General features: G+C 60.1%; 17 protein-coding genes. 8 read left to right on the top strand and 9 right to left on the bottom strand.

What is annotated here, in order from left to right:
* Nucleotides 1-156: 156 nt before the first annotated feature.
* The 5 genes from ACN0RV_RS18315 to ACN0RV_RS18335 all read left to right on the top strand — a co-directional run bounded on the left by ACN0RV_RS18315 (nucleotide 157) and on the right by ACN0RV_RS18335 (nucleotide 7,294).
* Complete coding sequence (locus ACN0RV_RS18315) at nucleotides 157-1,380, top strand: TolC family protein (protein ID WP_417349904.1); 1,224 nt, start codon at nucleotides 157-159, stop codon at nucleotides 1,378-1,380.
* A gap of 17 nt (nucleotides 1,381-1,397) precedes the next feature.
* Nucleotides 1,398-2,642 (top strand): efflux RND transporter periplasmic adaptor subunit, encoded by a 1,245-nt coding sequence (locus tag ACN0RV_RS18320; RefSeq protein WP_417349906.1) that lies wholly within the window; start codon nucleotides 1,398-1,400, stop codon nucleotides 2,640-2,642.
* Between the two features lie 11 nt (nucleotides 2,643-2,653).
* A complete protein-coding gene (locus ACN0RV_RS18325; protein ID WP_417349908.1) occupies nucleotides 2,654-5,833 on the top strand; it encodes an efflux RND transporter permease subunit in 3,180 nt (1,059 codons plus the stop codon).
* Nucleotides 5,834-5,968: 135 nt separating this feature from the next.
* Nucleotides 5,969-6,694, top strand: coding sequence for a helix-turn-helix transcriptional regulator (locus ACN0RV_RS18330; RefSeq protein ID WP_417349910.1), 726 nt, complete (start codon nucleotides 5,969-5,971; stop codon nucleotides 6,692-6,694).
* A gap of 87 nt (nucleotides 6,695-6,781) precedes the next feature.
* The gene (locus ACN0RV_RS18335; RefSeq protein WP_417349912.1) at nucleotides 6,782-7,294 is read left to right on the top strand and encodes a GNAT family N-acetyltransferase; all 513 of its coding nucleotides are present in this window, start codon (nucleotides 6,782-6,784) and stop codon (nucleotides 7,292-7,294) included.
* Between the two features lie 97 nt (nucleotides 7,295-7,391).
* Here the strand turns inward: ACN0RV_RS18335 and ACN0RV_RS18340 are convergent, their stop codons facing one another.
* On the bottom strand, nucleotides 7,392-8,933 hold the full coding sequence (locus ACN0RV_RS18340) for a hypothetical protein (RefSeq protein ID WP_417349914.1): 1,542 nt from the start codon (nucleotides 8,931-8,933) through the stop codon (nucleotides 7,392-7,394).
* Nucleotides 8,934-9,088: 155 nt separating this feature from the next.
* Between ACN0RV_RS18340 and ACN0RV_RS18345 the strand changes: the two genes are divergently transcribed.
* Nucleotides 9,089-9,790: a pseudouridine synthase gene (locus ACN0RV_RS18345; protein ID WP_417349915.1), complete on the top strand. Its 702-nt coding sequence runs from the start codon at nucleotides 9,089-9,091 to the stop codon at nucleotides 9,788-9,790.
* On the opposite strand, the gene ACN0RV_RS18350 is transcribed toward ACN0RV_RS18345, so the two are convergent.
* The 3 genes from ACN0RV_RS18350 to ACN0RV_RS18360 are packed head-to-tail and all read right to left on the bottom strand — an operon-like array spanning nucleotide 9,787 to nucleotide 11,630.
* A complete protein-coding gene (locus ACN0RV_RS18350) occupies nucleotides 9,787-10,188 on the bottom strand; it encodes a hypothetical protein (protein WP_417349917.1) in 402 nt (133 codons plus the stop codon). The two genes, ACN0RV_RS18345 and ACN0RV_RS18350, sit on opposite strands and share 4 nt — an antisense overlap.
* Entirely contained in the window at nucleotides 10,178-10,585 is a 408-nt protein-coding gene (locus ACN0RV_RS18355) for a hypothetical protein (RefSeq protein WP_417349919.1), read from the bottom strand. The genes ACN0RV_RS18350 and ACN0RV_RS18355 overlap by 11 nt, the downstream gene beginning before the upstream one ends.
* Nucleotides 10,586-10,601: 16 nt before the next feature.
* On the bottom strand, nucleotides 10,602-11,630 hold the full coding sequence (locus ACN0RV_RS18360; RefSeq protein ID WP_417349920.1) for a hypothetical protein: 1,029 nt from the start codon (nucleotides 11,628-11,630) through the stop codon (nucleotides 10,602-10,604).
* Between the two features lie 303 nt (nucleotides 11,631-11,933).
* Here ACN0RV_RS18360 and ACN0RV_RS18365 point away from each other — a divergent pair, with 303 nt between their 5' ends.
* On the top strand, nucleotides 11,934-12,419 hold the full coding sequence (locus ACN0RV_RS18365; protein WP_028109118.1) for a DUF1097 domain-containing protein: 486 nt from the start codon (nucleotides 11,934-11,936) through the stop codon (nucleotides 12,417-12,419).
* Between the two features lie 55 nt (nucleotides 12,420-12,474).
* Here ACN0RV_RS18365 and ACN0RV_RS18370 read toward each other — a convergent pair whose 3' ends face one another.
* Complete coding sequence (locus ACN0RV_RS18370; RefSeq protein WP_417349922.1) at nucleotides 12,475-13,233, bottom strand: TIGR01458 family HAD-type hydrolase; 759 nt, start codon at nucleotides 13,231-13,233, stop codon at nucleotides 12,475-12,477.
* Nucleotides 13,234-13,396: 163 nt separating this feature from the next.
* Between ACN0RV_RS18370 and ppk2 the strand changes: the two genes are divergently transcribed.
* Nucleotides 13,397-14,224, top strand: a complete 828-nt coding sequence (gene ppk2, locus ACN0RV_RS18375) for a polyphosphate kinase 2 (RefSeq protein ID WP_417349924.1) — start codon at nucleotides 13,397-13,399, stop codon at nucleotides 14,222-14,224.
* Between the two features lie 19 nt (nucleotides 14,225-14,243).
* Here the strand turns inward: ppk2 and ACN0RV_RS18380 are convergent, their stop codons facing one another.
* From ACN0RV_RS18380 to ACN0RV_RS18395, 4 genes are all read right to left on the bottom strand, one after another.
* Complete coding sequence (locus tag ACN0RV_RS18380; RefSeq protein WP_417349926.1) at nucleotides 14,244-14,768, bottom strand: GrpB family protein; 525 nt, start codon at nucleotides 14,766-14,768, stop codon at nucleotides 14,244-14,246.
* Nucleotides 14,755-15,114, bottom strand: coding sequence for a hypothetical protein (locus tag ACN0RV_RS18385; protein ID WP_417349928.1), 360 nt, complete (start codon nucleotides 15,112-15,114; stop codon nucleotides 14,755-14,757). The genes ACN0RV_RS18380 and ACN0RV_RS18385 overlap by 14 nt, the downstream gene beginning before the upstream one ends.
* A 61-nt stretch (nucleotides 15,115-15,175) precedes the next feature.
* Entirely contained in the window at nucleotides 15,176-16,105 is a 930-nt protein-coding gene (locus ACN0RV_RS18390) for a serine hydrolase domain-containing protein (RefSeq protein WP_417349930.1), read from the bottom strand.
* Between the two features lie 115 nt (nucleotides 16,106-16,220).
* Entirely contained in the window at nucleotides 16,221-16,856 is a 636-nt protein-coding gene (locus tag ACN0RV_RS18395; RefSeq protein WP_028109124.1) for a hypothetical protein, read from the bottom strand.
* Nucleotides 16,857-16,913: the final 57 nt, after the last annotated feature.

A 16,913-nucleotide genomic window follows, 5' to 3' on the forward strand; every position in this document is an offset into this window, starting at 1 on the left:
AGCGCAGGCGCTCCCAAGACCCAGATTGCCCATCGGCGTCACTGACTCTTTCGTCCGTGGCCCCGTGGTTGTATGCCAACTTTGGTCTGCCCGAGCCCCACTGCGACTGGCCCTTAAGTCAATTTGATCATCAATTTGTCGCAGGATCTTATCCCTATGCACACAACCATCCGCACTGCCCTGATGGCAGTGGGCCTGTGCACCGTTCAAGGTGTTCAGGCCACCCCCTGGTCCGAGTTTGCCCAGCAGGCACTGGACAGCCTCGAGGCACTGCCCGAGATTCAGGCCCAGCAAGCCGAACTTGAGCTTTCAGGCCTGGCCGTCGACACCGCCGATCAGGCCCTCTACAACCCCGATCTCTCCCTCGACGTGGAGGGTATTGGCGCCTCAGCCGCCAAAGAGGAGTTCACTCTGGGGCTGTCCCAGACCCTCGACTGGTCTGACAAACGGGGCTACCGCACCCGAATGGCTCAGCTTACCGAGCTCCAGGCCCAGGCTCAGTATCACCAGGGTCGCAACCTGGCACTGGCCAGGCTGCTCACCGGCTGGATCAATCTCAATCAAGCTCAAACCCTGACCCGCTACGCCACCGAGCAGAAGCAGCGCACCCAAAGCATGTTGACCCTGGCCGAGCGCATGGTTCAGGTGGGTGAACTGGCACCTTTGGACCGGCAGCTGATCACCCTGGAGCTGGCCCGGGTCACAGGCGACCACGCCGATGCCCTGCAGGCCCTGGCCCAGGCCAAGGCACAGGTCAGGCTTTCCGGTGGCAATCCTAAGCTGACGCTCCCCGCCTGGTCGGCGGGCCTTACCCTGCCCTCCACCGAGGTTACGCCACAGCTTCCCGCGCTCAAGGGCGCCTACCAGCAGGTGTTGGCGGCCCGCGCCGGCCTGGATCTGGCCCGAACCGAGGGCATGGCGGACCCCACCCTCTCCATAGGTGCCAAGACCGATGGCGACGACAGCAGCCTGCAGCTGGGGGTCTCCGTGCCCCTCAATGTTCGCAACCGCTACCAAGGGGAAATCGCCCAGGCTAGCCAGGCGATCGTGGTCGCCGAAACCCAGTTCCTCAACGACTCCCGCACCCTGGAGATCACCCTGGCGTCGCTGGCCGAGCGCTACCAGGCGGTCGCTCAAGGCTACTTAAGCTGGCAGCAGTTGACCCGGGATTCGCTGAAAAGCAGCCAGACATTGATGCAGGCCCTATGGCGTGGCGGCGAGATGCCCACCGGTCAGTACCTGCAATCCCAGCAGCAGCTGACCGACACCCTGGCCACCGGCGCCGAACTGGCGGCGGAGCAAAGTGCCCTGTGGATCGAGATGATGGCCCAGCGCGGCGAACTGGAGACCTGGCTTATTGACCAGGCCCAGACACACTGAATTTGAGGAACTGCACCATGAACCGCAAAACACTGACTCCCCTGATGACCGCCCTGCTGCTGGCCTTTACCCAGACGCCCGCCCTGGCCAGTGACGATCATGACCATAAGCCCCAGGTCAGCACTGACCTGTCCCGCATCGAACTGGACCTGGATGACCATGACCACGGCATTGCCGAAGAGGGCCATGATCACCGGTCCGAGGGGCCGGGGCACGCCCATGAGTCCGGCGAACACGACCATGATGAAAATGAAGAGCATGAGGAGGGGCTGCTGCTCAGCCCTGCCCAGAGTGCCATTGCCGGCATCGAAGTAGCGACGGTGACCGAGACCAGCCTGGACTTTCAGCATCCCCTGCCAGCGCAGCTACTGGCCAACCCCAACCAAACCAGTGCCCTGTCACTGCCGGTGGATGCCCGGGTGATCGCCCGCCATGTCGCTCCGGGCCAGGAGGTTGAGCGGGGCACCAAGCTGCTGACCCTGGCCTCCAGTGCCATTGCCAACACCCAGGGCAGACACCTGCTGGCCCTGGCCGAGTGGCGCCGGGTCAAGTCTCTGGGCAAGCAGGCGGTCTCCGCCAGCCGCTATCAGCAGGCCCGAATCGATCTGGAAACCAGCCTGCAGGATCTGCTGGCCCTGGGGATGACCCAGTCCCAGATCGATGCCCTGGATCAACAGGAAAACCGTCTCGGCCAGTTCACTCTGCTGGCCCCCCACGCCGGTACGGTACAGCAGGACAACTCAGTGATGCAGCAGAACCAGCCGGCGCTGAGCACCCTGATGGTACTGGCCAACGAACACACCCTGTGGGCCAAGGCTCAGGTGACCCCCAGCCAGTCTGCCCTAGTGACCATAGGCAAAGGCGTCACCCTGAGGGTGGATGACCAACTGGTGCAGGCACAGGTGATCGGCCGGGACCACCAGTTGGATCCCCGGACCCGCACCGAATCGGTGCGCCTGGAGCTGGCCAACCCGGATCACCGCCTCCATGCGGGCCAGTTTGCCACCGCCTACCTCAGTCAGAGCCAGCGCCGCGGCATCGTGTTGCCGGATACTGCTCTGGCGCGCAGCCCGGACGGTGACTGGATGGTCTACCTCTATGACGGCGAACGCTACCGCGCCACCGAGGTGCAGGTACTCAGCACCCTGGAGGGGATGAACCTGGTCAGCGGCATCCAGCCCGGCAGTCAGGTGGCGGTGCAAGGCGCTTTCTTCCTCGCCTCTGAACAGGCCAAGTCTGGCTTTGAGATCCACAACCACTAACAGGACCGCGTATGCTGAACTCATTGATCGCATCAGCGGTTCGTAACCGGCTGATTGTTTTAATACTGCTGCTGACCACCCTGGTGGCGGCAGCCTTTATGCTACCCAGGCTCAACCTGGATGCCTTCCCGGACGTCACCAACGTCCAGGTCACGGTGAACACCCAGGCGGAGGGCCTGGCCTCGGAAGAGGTGGAGCAGCTGATCACCTACCCCATCGAAGCCTCCATGTACTCCCTGCCCGGCGTCACCGAAGTGCGCTCCCTGTCACGCACCGGCCTCTCCATAGTGACTGTGGTGTTCGAGGAGGGAACCGACATCTACTTTGCCCGCCAGCAGGTGTTTGAGCAGTTGCAGGCGGCCCAGGAGAACATTCCCCAGGGCGTCGGCACACCAGAGATGGGCCCCAACACCTCGGGTCTGGGCCAGGTGTATCAGTACCTGCTGCGCGCCGAGCCCGGCAGCGGCTTCGATGCCATGGCGCTGCGTGGCCTTAACGACTATCTGGTGAAGCTGATGCTGATGCCGGTGGACGGGGTCACCTCGGTGCTCTCCTTCGGCGGCGAAGTGCGCCAGTATCAGGTGCAGCTGAATCCCAACAAGATGCAGTCCTATGAGCTGACCCTGGAGGATGTCCAGCAGACTCTGGAGGCCAACAACCGCAATACCGGCGGCTGGTTTATGCCACGGGGACAGGAGCAGTTCGTGGTCCGTGGCTACGGCTTTATCCCCGCCGGGGATGCAGGGCTTCAGGCGATTCGGCTGCTGCCACTCAAAGCCATCGATGGCACCCCGGTGACCATCGGCGACATCGCCGAGGTCGGCTATGGCTCGGAGATCCGCGTCGGTGCGGTCTCCATGACCCGCCGGGATGCTCAGGGCGTGCCCCAGCCCCTGGGCGAAGTGGTCTCCGGAGTGGTGCTCAAGCGGATGGGGGCCAACACCAAGGCCACCATCGACGACATCAAACTGCGTGAGCCCCTGATCCAACAGGCCCTGCCCGAGGGCGTGACCTTCGAGCCCTACTACGACAACGCCGATCTGGTGGCCAAGGCGGTGAAAACGGTAACCGATGCCCTGCTGATCGCCTTTGCGCTGATCATCGTCATCTTGGCGCTGTTCCTGCTGAATCTGCGCGCCACGGTGCTGGTGCTGCTCTCCATTCCGGTGGCCATCGGCATCGCCCTGATGATCATGGCCTACTTCAACCTGTCGGCCAACCTGATGTCCCTGGGCGGTCTGGCAGTGGCCATCGGCATGCTGGTGGACGGCTCGGTGGTGATGGTGGAGAACATCTTCAAACACCTGAGTCAGCCGGATCGCCGCCACCTGGGCGAGGCGCAGGCCCGCAGCGATGAGGCCGATCCTCATCATGCCAGTGACGACCATCAGGGCATTGCCATGCGCATCAAGGCCGCCGCCCAGGAGGTCGCCAGCCCGGTGTTTTTTGCCACCAGCATCATCATCGTAGTGTTTGCCCCGCTGTTCACCCTGCAAGGGGTGGAGGGCAAGATGTTCCAGCCCATGGCAGTGAGCATCATCCTGGCGATGCTGGCCGCCCTGGTGGTGGCGCTTTTTGTGGTGCCCGCCCTAGCCACCCTCGCCTTCAGACGGGGCGTCAGCTTCCGTCCCAGCCCCCTGGTGACGCCACTGGAGAAGGGCTACCGCACCCTGCTTGGCAAGATCATCCACCGGCCCAAGGCGGTGATCATCTCAGCCCTGCTGGCCCTGATAGCCACCCTCAGCCTGGTGCCTGAACTGGGCACCGAGTTTGTGCCTGAGCTTGAGGAGGGCACCATCAACATCCGGGTGACCCTGGCCCCCACCGCCAACCTGGAGACCAGCCTGGCGGTGGCCCCCAAGCTGGAGCAGATCCTGCTTCAGTTCCCCGAAGTGGAGTATGCCCTCAGCCGCATCGGCGCCGCCGAGCTCGGCGGCGACCCCGAGCCCATCAGCAACATCGAGATCTATGTGGGCCTGAAACCCATCGACCAGTGGACCTCCGCCGGCGACCGCTTCGAACTGCAACAGAAGATGGAGGAGAAACTCTCCCTGTTCCCCGGACTGCTGTTTACCTTCAGCCAGCCCATCGCCACCCGGGTGGATGAGCTGCTCTCCGGTGTTCGTGCCCAGTTGGCCATCAAGCTGTTTGGCCCGGACCTGGAGGTGCTGGCCAGCAAAGGTAAGCAGATTGAGGAGCTGGTGAAGCAGGTGGACGGTGCCGTGGGTGTGGCCATGGAGCAGATCCAGGGTGAGCTGCAGTTGGTGGTGCGCCCTGATCGGGCCAAACTGGCCCGTTATGGCATCAGCGTCGACAGCGTGTTGCAACTGGTGTCCGACGGCATCGGCGGCCGAGAGGCGGGCCAGGTGATCGACGGCAACGCCCGCTACGACATCCAGCTGCGCTTCGCCGAGCAGTATCGCAGCAGCCCGGAGAAGCTGGCCGACCTGCTGATCTACGCCCCGGATGGCAGCCAGGTGCGCCTGGGTGATGTGGCCGAGATTGGCATGGAGAGTGCCCCGCCCAACATCCGCCGTGATGATGTACAAAGACGAGTCGTCATTCAGGCCAACGTCTCGGGCCGGGACATGGGCTCGGTGGTGACCGACATCTACCAGACCGTCGCCGACAACGCCCAGCTGCCCGCCGGTTACGGGGTCAAGGTCGGTGGCCAGTATGAGAGCCAGCAACGGGCCCAGCAGCGACTGGCCATCGTCGTGCCGCTGTCGGTGGCCCTGATCGCCCTGCTGCTCTACTTCAGCTTCGGCTCCATCAGTCAGGCACTGCTGATCATGGCCAATGTGCCCCTGGCACTGATTGGCGGGGTGCTGGCGCTCTATCTCAGCGGCACCTACCTGTCGGTCCCCAGCTCCATCGGCTTCATCACCCTGTTTGGGGTGGCGGTGCTCAACGGTGTGGTGCTGGTGGACGCCATCAATCAGAGGGTGGCCGCTGGCGAGAGCGTGGCCCAAGCCGCTTTCGAAGGGGCAATCAGCCGGCTGCGGCCGGTGCTGATGACCGCCCTGACCTCGGCCCTGGGACTGCTGCCGGTGATCCTCTCCACCGGCATCGGTTCCGAGGTCCAGCGTCCCCTGGCCATGGTGATCATCGGCGGCCTGGTCAGCTCTACCGCCCTGACCCTGCTGGTACTGCCCACCCTCTACCAGAGGTTCGCCCCTAAGCAGCACTAACCGGACTCACCCATTCAGGCGCCTCCTTCGGGAGGCGTCTTCACCCCTCCGCTCGCAACAATTGGTTAACACCCTGACCCAGGTCAAAATCCGAGCAGTTTCCGTCCTTTACACTTTATGTGATAAGGAGAATCTATGGATTGGCAGCCCCTCTACTACTGGATCAACGAACTGTGTCAGGCAGACAGCGATGACGCCCTGTGTCACGCCCTGGACAAGCTGACTCACCTTCTTCAGGCGGACAGCAGCCTGCTGTTTCTGGTGGATCCCCAGACCGGGCAACCACAAAGCTTTGCCGCCGGTCTATCCCAGCGCTCATTGGCCTTTATGGCCAGTCACAGCAAGGAGGACCGCTACCTGCATACCTACATCGAGCAGAACCAGTTCGGTCATGCGGTCTGCCTGCAGGAACTGTTGCCCCGCCCCAAGGCGGAGGAGGACGGCTTCCTGGATCGCTTCGCCCCTCACTTTGATTATCTCTACTCCATGGGCCTGCTGCTGCCGCTGGTCAACGGCCGTCAACTGGGTCTCTCCTGTCATCGCCGGCGTACACCGTTTCCCAAGGGGATTGAGCACACCCTGCAGTGTGTGGGCGCCGCCCTGCTGCCCTGGGCACAACTGAGGCTGGCCCCCAAGCTCAATCCTCAGCTGAGCTTCCCCGCTCTGCCGGAAGGGCTCACCCACGCCGAATGCCAGGTGCTGCAACTGTTGGCTCAGGGGATGGACGGCAGCGAAATCGCCCGTCACCGGGGCGTCAGCAAGGAGACGGTGAAAAGCCAGATTAAGTCCCTGCTCCACAAAACCGACAGCCGCCACCAGAACCACCTCCTCAGCCAGTTGCGGGAAACATGCTTCGCCTGAACTCGGCATTCTCCCTTTGCCTTGAATCTGCCCCCCAGTTGCGCTTTAGTGGTCTCTTTGGGATAGGGTCTCGCAGGAAAGACGGCAGTGATCGAGTTGGAAACAGAGAGGCTGACCCTCAAGCGGTTTTGCTTGGAGGATGTGGACGGCTTTTTTGAGCTGAATAACGACCCGGTTGTACTGAAGTACACCGGCGATAAGCCCTTTAAAGACAGAGGCCAAGTTGCGGCCTTTATCAACGACTACACCCAGTATCAGTTAAACGGCTTTGGCCGCTGGTCGGTGTACCTGAAAGAGACCGGGGAATACCTGGGGTTTTGTGGCCTTCGAAGGGCGGAGCCCGGTGGTGAAGTGGACATCGGTTTCCGGTTTATGCGCAAGCACTGGCGCAAGGGCTACGCGTTGGAGTCCTCCCTCGCGACTCTAAAGCTTGCCTTCGAACGATATCAACTGGACAGGGTCGTTGCCCGCGCCATGGAGGACAACCAGGCCTCCCACGCCGTGATCAACAAACTGGGCATGACCCGCTGCGGCGCGTTTGCCGAGGATGGGGTCAACTGGGTCAAGTACGAGCTTTTCGCCCCGGACGTTAAGCGGTAGCAAGCTCAGTGTCTCAGACTGATTCACCACTGTCAGAGGTAAAAAAAGGGCGAGGGGCACAAGGCCCGACGCCCTTTGGTACTAGCAGACTACGCAACTATTTTTCCATACGCACCAGCAGGGCATACACATAGGCACCGTCATCCTCGGGGTAGAGGTTGATGGCCACATCATAGGAGGCGTTAACCAGCCAGTAGCCGTTGTACTCATCCTTGATCATGCCGTCAGCCAGGGTCAGTTTCATGGTGTCGACAATCTCCAGGTCCGCTTCGGGATCGTCCGTAGCCTTCTGATGCCAGCTGCTGTTGCCCTCGGCGTCAAACACCACCTCGTCCAGGCTGTAGTTGAAGGCGTAGGCGTCGTTCTCTGACGCAGGAACAGTGATGGTTACGCTGTACCAACGGCCTTCCAGACCCGCCAGTCCCAGCTCGTCAGGCTGCTTCACGCCCAGCATCAGTTCCTGCTCAACGCCGTCCCAAACCGCCACCTGCATGATGACGTCCTTGTTGGCGGACAGCTGGATGTAGCCCTCCTCCTCATCCAGGACTCGGCCGGTGGCATCCAGCCCCATGGGGAACTGGTCGGTCGCGTCATTGTCGGTGCCACCAATGTCCCGGAAATTCACCGCGCCCTTGTCGTCGATGTCCAGGTGATAAACACCGAAGCCATACTGGGCAGGGTCCCCCACCTTGTGGGCCGGGGTATACAGGCTACCGACGAACCATTCGCCCTGAAGGTCAGCCAGTTCATAGGACTCAGCCTGCTTCAGTGCGACCGCAATGCGCTGGCGCTCCTCTTCGCCGGCATACCAGAGCAGCATCTGCTCACCGGTGTCCATCTGGGCCAGCTCTTCATCGTCCTCAAACTGAACCTTACCCTGGGCATCAATGGCAACGGCGTAGCTCTCCGGATCGTACTGCTCACCGCTCAAGGTAAACTCATCCACGGTCAGGGTGGCGTCGGCTATGGCCCAATTGGCCAGGCGGTAGTCCATGTAGTCGGCGTTGTAGAAACCATATCTGGGTGTCAGCCACTCCATGGAGACCCACTTGCCGTTCAGGTCCATGTCGCTAAAGCCCGGGTTGACGGTCTCATCGAAGTGGTCGAGGGCCTCCTCTTCGCTGACCAGATCTTCAACGTCCAGGCCCGCCGTCTCCATGGCGCCGGTCATCTGAGTCTCAAACTGGTCACCGGTGACATCAATGGTCACCTCACCCAGGGCGGTGACCACCGCTGCTGGGATGCTGATGCCGTTGTCCGGGTTGCCGTCTTCATCCAGAGATTGCAGTAACCTCAGGGTATTCACCACCGCCTGGGTGGTGGGGTCGTCCGTATCAAACAGGTCCAATGGGGTCACCTGCTCGCCACCGGCCACCGCCGGGAACTGGGTTCCCCCCAGGCTGAACTGCACCTGCTCCCCGGCAACGTACAGGAACTCACCGGCAGCATTGGTGGTACCGCCCTGAGTGTCGGTGGCAAAGGTCAGCCCGCCAACCGGGCTGTCCACAAACACACCGGTCAGCACATCGGGCTCAATCGGGGGCTTGGGGTCGGAATCGGAATCGCTGCCACATCCGCCCATCAGGGCTGCGGCGGCGGCCAGTATCAGAAATTGGTTGAATCCATGTTGTTTTTTCATACTTACCTCCTGCTAGTCACCCCATTGATACTCGCAAGGAAAAACAGGTTCATCCCCCGTCCGGGGGATAGGTCAATCAACCCTGATCCCGATCAATCCATTTGGGCGTTTTTTCCCTTGGGTGTACCATTGTCCACCCCGATTTGGAGTCAACGATGCGACTGGACAGATACCTCAGTAAAGCCCTGAGAGTTAGCAACAAGCAGGTGAAACTCTGGCTAGAGAGTGGCCAGGTTGCCCTGGACAATAGCCCCTGCGCTCAGGGGGAGGTTGTGATCAACCGCTTCAGCCGCATCCAGGTTGACGGCAAGCTGCTGCCCCACGACACCCCGCTCTACCTGCTGATGCACAAACCGGCCGGCGTGCTCAGTGCCACCAAGGACAGGGAGCACACCACCGCCATCGACCTGGTTAAGGCCCAATATCCCCAACTGGACACCAGCGATGTTCACCTGGCGGGACGCCTGGACCGGGCCACCACCGGCCTGCTGCTGCTGACCAACGACGGCGCCTGGTCCAAGGCGTTAACCCGTCCGGAGCAGAAGATCCCCAAAACCTATCTGGTGACCACGGAGCAGCCCATCGCCAATGAGGCCAGGGACCGCTTTGCCAAGGGAGTCTGGTTTGAGAAAGAGGGCGTGACGACGGCGCCGGCCCAGCTGCAACAGCTCTCAAGCAACCAGGCCAGGCTGACCATCTACGAGGGGATGCACCACCAGGTGAAGCGCATGTTCGCCCTGTACCACAACCCTGTGGTGGCCCTGCACCGGGAGCAGATGGGCAACATCGCCCTGGAGCCGCAACTGGCCGAGGGCCAGTGCCGGCCCCTGTCCCGACAGGAGATAGAGGGGGTCTAGGGACCAGGGCGGCCCTTGCAGTAAAGGGGTTGATCAAAATGAGGGGAGCTCAGCGCCCCGGTGCTCTTAACAAGATTGATGCTGAGCAACAGATCCACCGGATTATCCTGACCAGGATGGTTCCACTCGAGCTGTTCCCCCAACACCACCAGAAAAGGAGAGCGCGCCAGCACCCTGCCCTGCCCCTGCCAGCAACCGGTGTAGGCGCACACAGTCAGTTCACCGGCATCCGACACACTGATGCTAAGGGGGGTAAAATCCTCTCCCTGGAGCAGTACACAACCGTCACCGCTGCAGCTGGACTCAAAGTCATTGGAGCAGGACCAGTCCGCCAGCACCGACGGCGAACTCAACAAAGCCAGGCCAAGCACGGCGCTTCTTACCGATTCAATATTCACAGAGATCGATCACCCACTGACCCCGACACTGAACCCAGTCCCCTTCGGCGGCGGGGATCTGGAAATCACCCAGCTCGTTGTCGGTTTTTACCGGTATGACGGAATCGATGAGGTACTCCACATCGCCGTCACTGTTCAGCCTGGCACCCAAATAGACCCCGGTGATGCGCGGCCCAAGGGCGCGTTCCCGCTCCTCTGTGGGAAGCACCTCACCGTGCCACAGAGTCAGCCGGGCGCGGCGCTCCTGCTCCAGGGGAAAGGCGCGGCTTATCTGCTCTTCGCTGCCCAGGCAGTAGCAATCCAGACTCACCCCATGATCCAGCAGGTCCACCCGAATCAACCCGTCGTTGCCGCAATCACACGGCACCAGAGCCCTGGCCACCACTCGATGGCTCACAACAATGCCCTTTCAATCACTGCACATCCCCCACATCCCGAAATTCGGTAACCAGGTAATCGAGAAAGTTCACAATCATCACGTCGCCCTTATAGTGATACTCTGACCAGCCCTCTGCATATCCCCCCATCGCATCACCACCCGCCATTTTGGGGTACCCCATCAGGGACATGACACCGCAGGGGCTCATCCCTATCATGATCTTGTCTGACCGGATCGCCTGGATGTCAGTCTCATTCCACATCTCGCGCTCTTTGGCCATCGCCAGGAACCGGTCGAACTCAGCCAGGGTTAATTTTTCACGCATCTGACGCTCTCCAAACGCCTCACAGCTAAAAAAGGGGCTTAACTTGGCAAAATCGATGCCATCAAACTCTAAAGAGACGGATTCCGGTTCAGGCTGCTCCACCACCTCCTCCACTCCAAGGCAGAGACCGTCATCACTGTAGGAGGCACACTGCCACTCCTTGTCTTTAAACCTCACCTTCTCGGGCGTCCACATACTGTTCTTCTTATGGAATACGCCGGGGGTGGGCTTGTCCTGGCTGGCCAGCTCCTTGGCTTTCTTGGCTTCCTCCTCCTGCTTCATCAACTCCAGCTCTTTCGGAGGAATCACTTCCACGCCGCTGCAGGTGCCATCATCCCGATAGTGGGTACAACGCCAATGCTGGTCATTCCAGAGAACCTTCTCAGGGTTCCACATCCGCTTATTGTTGAAGACACAGGCGCAGGGAGTATCACTGGGTTCACCGATTTTCCGGGATTTCTTTGGAGCCTTATCTTTGGGTTTTACCAAACCATCAAACAGGGTCACCTCGTCCTCGGGCACCTCCTCCACCGACACGCAGCTGCCGTCAGAACGATAGCGGCTGCAGCGCCAGAACTTGTTGTTGTACAAGACCTGTGGCTCGTTGGACCGCCGCTTGTTGTTAAACACCTGAGTAGTCGGCTTCTCCAAGGGCGCCATGCCATCATCGGCGGCCGACGCAGTTCCTGCCATGCCGGTGACCAACAGAGACAACAGCAATGTCAAAAGTAGCCTCATAGATTCCTCTTTAACCCCTTGATTAACTAACAGCATTTTAACATTGGCGGGGATTTTGTTTCCGATCCGGCTTCACACATCGGCGCTCTCCACCGGCTTCAGAATTCCGCGGCCTGATTGAGATGGCGCCACTTCATAAGCCTCTGCGTCCCATGTAATTTTTTTTCACCAAGGTCACACAAGCACCAATACTTGGATCAAAAAAACGCTACAAAGGCGGCTTAATGTGATCACGATCACTAGCAAATGGAGCCTGGTTCGCTACACTGCGTTACCTTTCCTAGACAAAGGTAGTGAACTTTCATGTCTGTATTGGTGGCCATCGCAATCACAACCGGGATCCTGTCTGCCCTGTGGGGCTGGGTATCCGTGACCCTGGGTCTGCTGACCTGGGCTGGCTTTCTTGGCTGTACCAGCTACTTCGCCTCCCCCCAGGATGGCGTCAAAGGGCTGGCAACCAGCATGATCACCAATATGAGTGGTGTGTTCTGGGCCATGGTGATCATTCAGCTCTCCACAATCGCAGGAGCCGAAGTGGTGGGTTATGTGATTACTGGTGTGGTTGCCACCCTGATGTGTGTTCAAGCCAAGCAGAGCTGGTTGGGTTACATCCCCGGCACCTTTGTCGGCTGCTGCGCCACCTTTGCCGCTGGCGGCGACTGGATGGCCGTGGTGCCCGCCCTGCTGGTCGGCGGCCTGTTTGGCTTCCTGATGAAATCTACTGGCCTCTGGTTACACCAGAAAGTGAACCAGGGCCGTGCTGAACTCGAAACAGCAGAATCCAAATAACTATAAACTCTCCTGACTCTCATCTTCAGGCCGCCCCGTGCGGCCTCTTTTTTTGTTATGCCGGCTTGAGTGCCAGATTCACCGCGTCGACCACAGAAGGGACACAGGGAAAAGTCAGATCAGAGCGGGCTTCATCGCCGTCGCGGTACTTGCCGGTCTGAACCAGGCAAGCCAACAGGCCCGCCCCCATGGCCCCCTCCACATCGCCCTGAACATCGTCTCCCACCATCATCACCTCCCCGGGCAACAACCCAGTCTCCGAGACCCCTTGCAAGAAGAAGGCGGGCGCAGGTTTACCGACAATCAGGGCCTGGGTGCCCGCCGCATACTCCAGGGCTCGTATAAAGGGTCCCGCATCCAGATGCATCTGACCATCGAGTTTGAAATAGCGGTTCATGCCTATACCAATAAGCGGGGCGCCCTCGAGACACAGGCGAAACGCCCGGTTCAGGGCCTGATAGGTGAACCCCTCTGCCGCGTCCGCCAGCAGTACGGCGTTGGGATCATCTTGAGGCAGGTCACTGAACTCTTCCATCACCCGCTCGTGAACCAGACACAAAGGCCGCCAGCCCCTGTCCAGAATCATCGCCTTGGCGGCTGAAGGGGCGGTAATGATCTGATTCAGCGTCAGGTCGAAGCCCAGCTTGGTCAGGTCGTCAAACACCTTCATCCGGGTCTTGCGAGAGGTGTTGGTGAGAAAGCGCACCTCCAGGCTGCTGGCCTGAGCCCGGGCCACCGCCGCCACGGCACCGTCGATGGCCTGATGGCCGTCGTACAGCACGCCGCTGATGTCAAAAAACAGCCCCCTAACCATGAACTCCTCCCCGGAGCTACCTCGGTAAATCCTTCTATGAGTATAAGCACCGGCCAGAAGCAAAAACGGAGAAGGGTGGAAAAATGAACTGATTAAGGTTTAATCTCAATAGGTTGGCGCAGGAAAGCGCTGCGAGTGCCCAGACAGGAAAAGGATAGCAAGCATGGCCACAGAGAAAGCGACCAGCAAAGCCTCGAATGATGAGCCCAAACCCAAGATGAGCCGGGAGGAGTACGAAGAGGAGCTGTACCAGTTGCACGCCGAGCTGGTGAAGCTTCAGTACTGGATTAAGGAGAAGGGGCTTAAGGTGGTGGTGGTGTTTGAGGGGCGCGACGCGGCAGGCAAAGGCGGAGCGATCAAACGCTTCACCGACAGGGTCAGCCCCAGGGTATTCAGGGTGGTGGCCCTGCCCGCCCCCACCGAGCGGGAGAAGAGCGAGTGGTTTGCCCAGCGCTATGTTCCTCACTTCCCCGCCGCCGGCGAGGTGGTGCTGTTTGACCGCAGCTGGTACAACCGGGCCGGGGTGGAGCGGGTGATGGAGTTCTGCACCCAGGAGCAATACGAGACCTTCCTGAAGTACACCCCCATCTTCGAGCGCGCCATCGCCGACTCGGGGATCATCCTCATCAAATACTGGTTTGAGATCAGCATGGAGGAGCAGGAGCGCCGCTTTAAGGCCCGCATCAAGGACCCCAGAAAAACCTGGAAGCTGAGCCCGATGGACCTGGAGTCCTACCATCGCTGGTATGAGTACTCCCGAGCCCGCGACGCCATGTTCGCCGCCACCCACAACAAGCACGCCCCCTGGCACATCGTTCGTTCGGACGATAAGAAACGCGCCCGGCTCAACTGCATCTCCCACTTCCTCAGCCAGTTCCCCTATGAAGAGGTGGACAGAGACAAGGTGAAACTGGGTAAACGCTTACTCAACGGAGAGTATGACGATAAGGCATCCATTGCCGACTACCCCTTCATCAAGGAGCCGTTCTGACGATCAAGCCTGGGGAGCCTCAGCTGGCCGAGCCATACCAGATGAGCGCCAGAGCTTCATGACGCTGGATAAAGTCGTTCTTATGGCTCATGTAACGCTGGATGTCGTATTGGCACATCGCCGCCGCCTCTAACTTGATGTCACCATACGCTCTGGCCACATCCGGGTGAGCCCGCAGGTAGTCCCGAAACGCCAGGTGACGACCAATGTCGGGGCTGCCGACTTGATAGCAGTGCAGGTGGTGACTGCGCTGTGCTCCGCCCTTCTGAAAGTAGCGTCGTCCGCTAATGCCAAACTCCCCTTTCGCCAGATACCCCAACGCCTCCAGCCTGTGGCTGACTTCATCCAGCTCGGTAAGAGAGGGTACCTGCATCAGCATGTCGATCACCGGCTTGGCCGCCAGTGCGGGGACGGCCGTACTGCCAATGTGGTGCAACCTGGCCCCACCCAACCTCAGAAGCGCGGTGATGCTGTCAGCTTCCTGCTGAAACTGCACCGGCCAGGCCCGGCAATAGGGCACGACGATGATCTCACGGCTGGCCATGCTGCCCCTTAGCGCGATCTGACCAAGATGACCGGGTCAGTTTCCGTCCCTGACCATCACGCCAACCATCGATCTCCGGAGTAGAAAGCAGATAGGCATGAAAGTTGATGATGCCCAGAGTCCGCCGAATACGCTCGGCCCAAAACAACCCCGCCAAGGCACCGGCGCCGCCCACCCCATACACCAGGGTCATAGAGGGAAACTGCTCGACCACAGAGGCACCGAGCAGCAACAGAAGAAGGCATAACAGCGTGGGCGAAAGCACGATATGCAGATAGAGCCATGCTACCAGCAGATAGCCTTGACCACAGAGCAGCGCTTCAGCCACTCGATAGAGACGACTCATAGATACTAATGCTCCAAGGGGAAAATCTCGGTACAGGGGGTGTCTAAAGCACTCAATTGCCTCAGCCCTGCTCCTCAGATATGAATTTATTGGCCAGCTGACGAATCAGCTCGTTGCGAAGCCGGTCATGAATACCGAAGACCCGCAGCATGTTTCCCGGGTACCAGGAGACATTCTCCAGGATCACCAGGGTCACCTGATGCTGCGGGTAGTAACTCATGGTGGCGATGTACCCTGGCACATAGCCACTGTGGCTGTACTCGAGGCCCGCGTCGGTCTCAGCCACCTGCAGCCCGGCTGCATAGCCAAGCTTGCCCCAGCGGTGCTGGCGGGTGGAAGTGGGAATCAGCATGCGGCCGTTGTCTGCCAGCACCCTGTCCGACTGATACAGGCAGCGATTCCAGGCCGCCAGGTCTGGCGCACTGGAAACGATGCCGCCACTGGGCACCGACGCCTGTGGCAGTGACTGCGCCACCACCACCAGGGTGCCATCCTGTCGCTCTGTCTGTCCGGGCGCCAGGTTGGCAGCACTGCTCAGCGGGCGCCGCTGATCCGGCGCAAAGCTGTGGCTCATCTCACACAGACGAAACAGCGCCATCACCTGCTCGGAATAGGGGCGCTTGCCAACTTTCTCGATGATCTGCCCCAGCAGATCGTAACCCAGGTTGGAATAACGGAACTGTCCGGGCTGCTCGGCCAAGGGCTTGCTCAGGGCGACAATGCCACTGGTGTGATTGAGCATCTGTGCCAGGGTAATGCGTCCCTGCCACTCTTCGGGCAGCTCAGGCAGGTACTGCTCTGGGCGATCGGTCAGGCTTACCCTGCCCTGCTCCACCTGACGCAGCAACAGGGCGGCGGTGATCTGCTTGCTCAATGAACCGATGACAAATTGCTGGCTGGCGTTGTTGGAAGAGGCAAACATCAGGGCAGTTGCGTCTGTGGGGCTGATCAGCACTTCGGCAGCAAAGGGGCGCACAATCTCAGTTTGCATCACTAGATGAAAAGGCCGGCTGCTCAGCCAGGGTGAGGCATGGCTGCCGGCGGTCACCAGCAGCAAAAGCCAGGACAAGCGCCTGGCCCAATATCGGAGTCGAGCAATTAACACATCAGGCACTCAGGGTTTGGTGGTTGGCAAAATAGACCGCTTCCAGGAATAGGGAGTCGCTATTGCCCTCTTCGTTGTGCATCTCTTTGAGAATGCCACCGAACAGGGTGTAAGTTTCCGGCAATTTCTCTTCACTGTGAGCATGAGCCACTACGAACTCTCGCTCACTCTGAGTATCCCGAACCTGATAAACATCGTACTGGTCGACTATGGGGATCATGGTAAAGGTGTTCACCGTACCGGCGGCAATGGGCACCAGAATCATGCCGCCGAAATTCTCCATGGACTTCACCAGCCTGGGTACGCCGCCGATGATGGCGGGCTCTCCGGCCCGACCCTCCACTTTGGCCTGCACCGGAGTATATTTATGGGGTTTATGCGTCTGATAGTCTTGCTGCAGCTCCTCACTGAGACTGCGGCGCAGTGCAACCACCTCCTCCGGTGCCAGTTCGGAGAGCGCCATGTCCAGATAGAGAAACATGGTCTGGGAATCGCTGAACACCCCGGCCACCTTAGCCAGCTCGGCCTGCTCCACCACCCCATCATCGGCCTCGGTAAGGATGTTGTAGAAGCGGCCACCGTTATCCAGGTCCGCCAGGGCTTCCTTAAGGGAGCTGTAAGTAATGATTGCCTTCACTTTTCTCTCCTGTTCCTTGGATATCACCTTTGGTTAGGGTCATTGTGGCAGCCTCTT

Origin of the sequence: Ferrimonas sp. (genome assembly GCF_048263965.1) — a bacterium.
Lineage (GTDB): Bacteria > Pseudomonadota > Gammaproteobacteria > Enterobacterales > Shewanellaceae > Ferrimonas.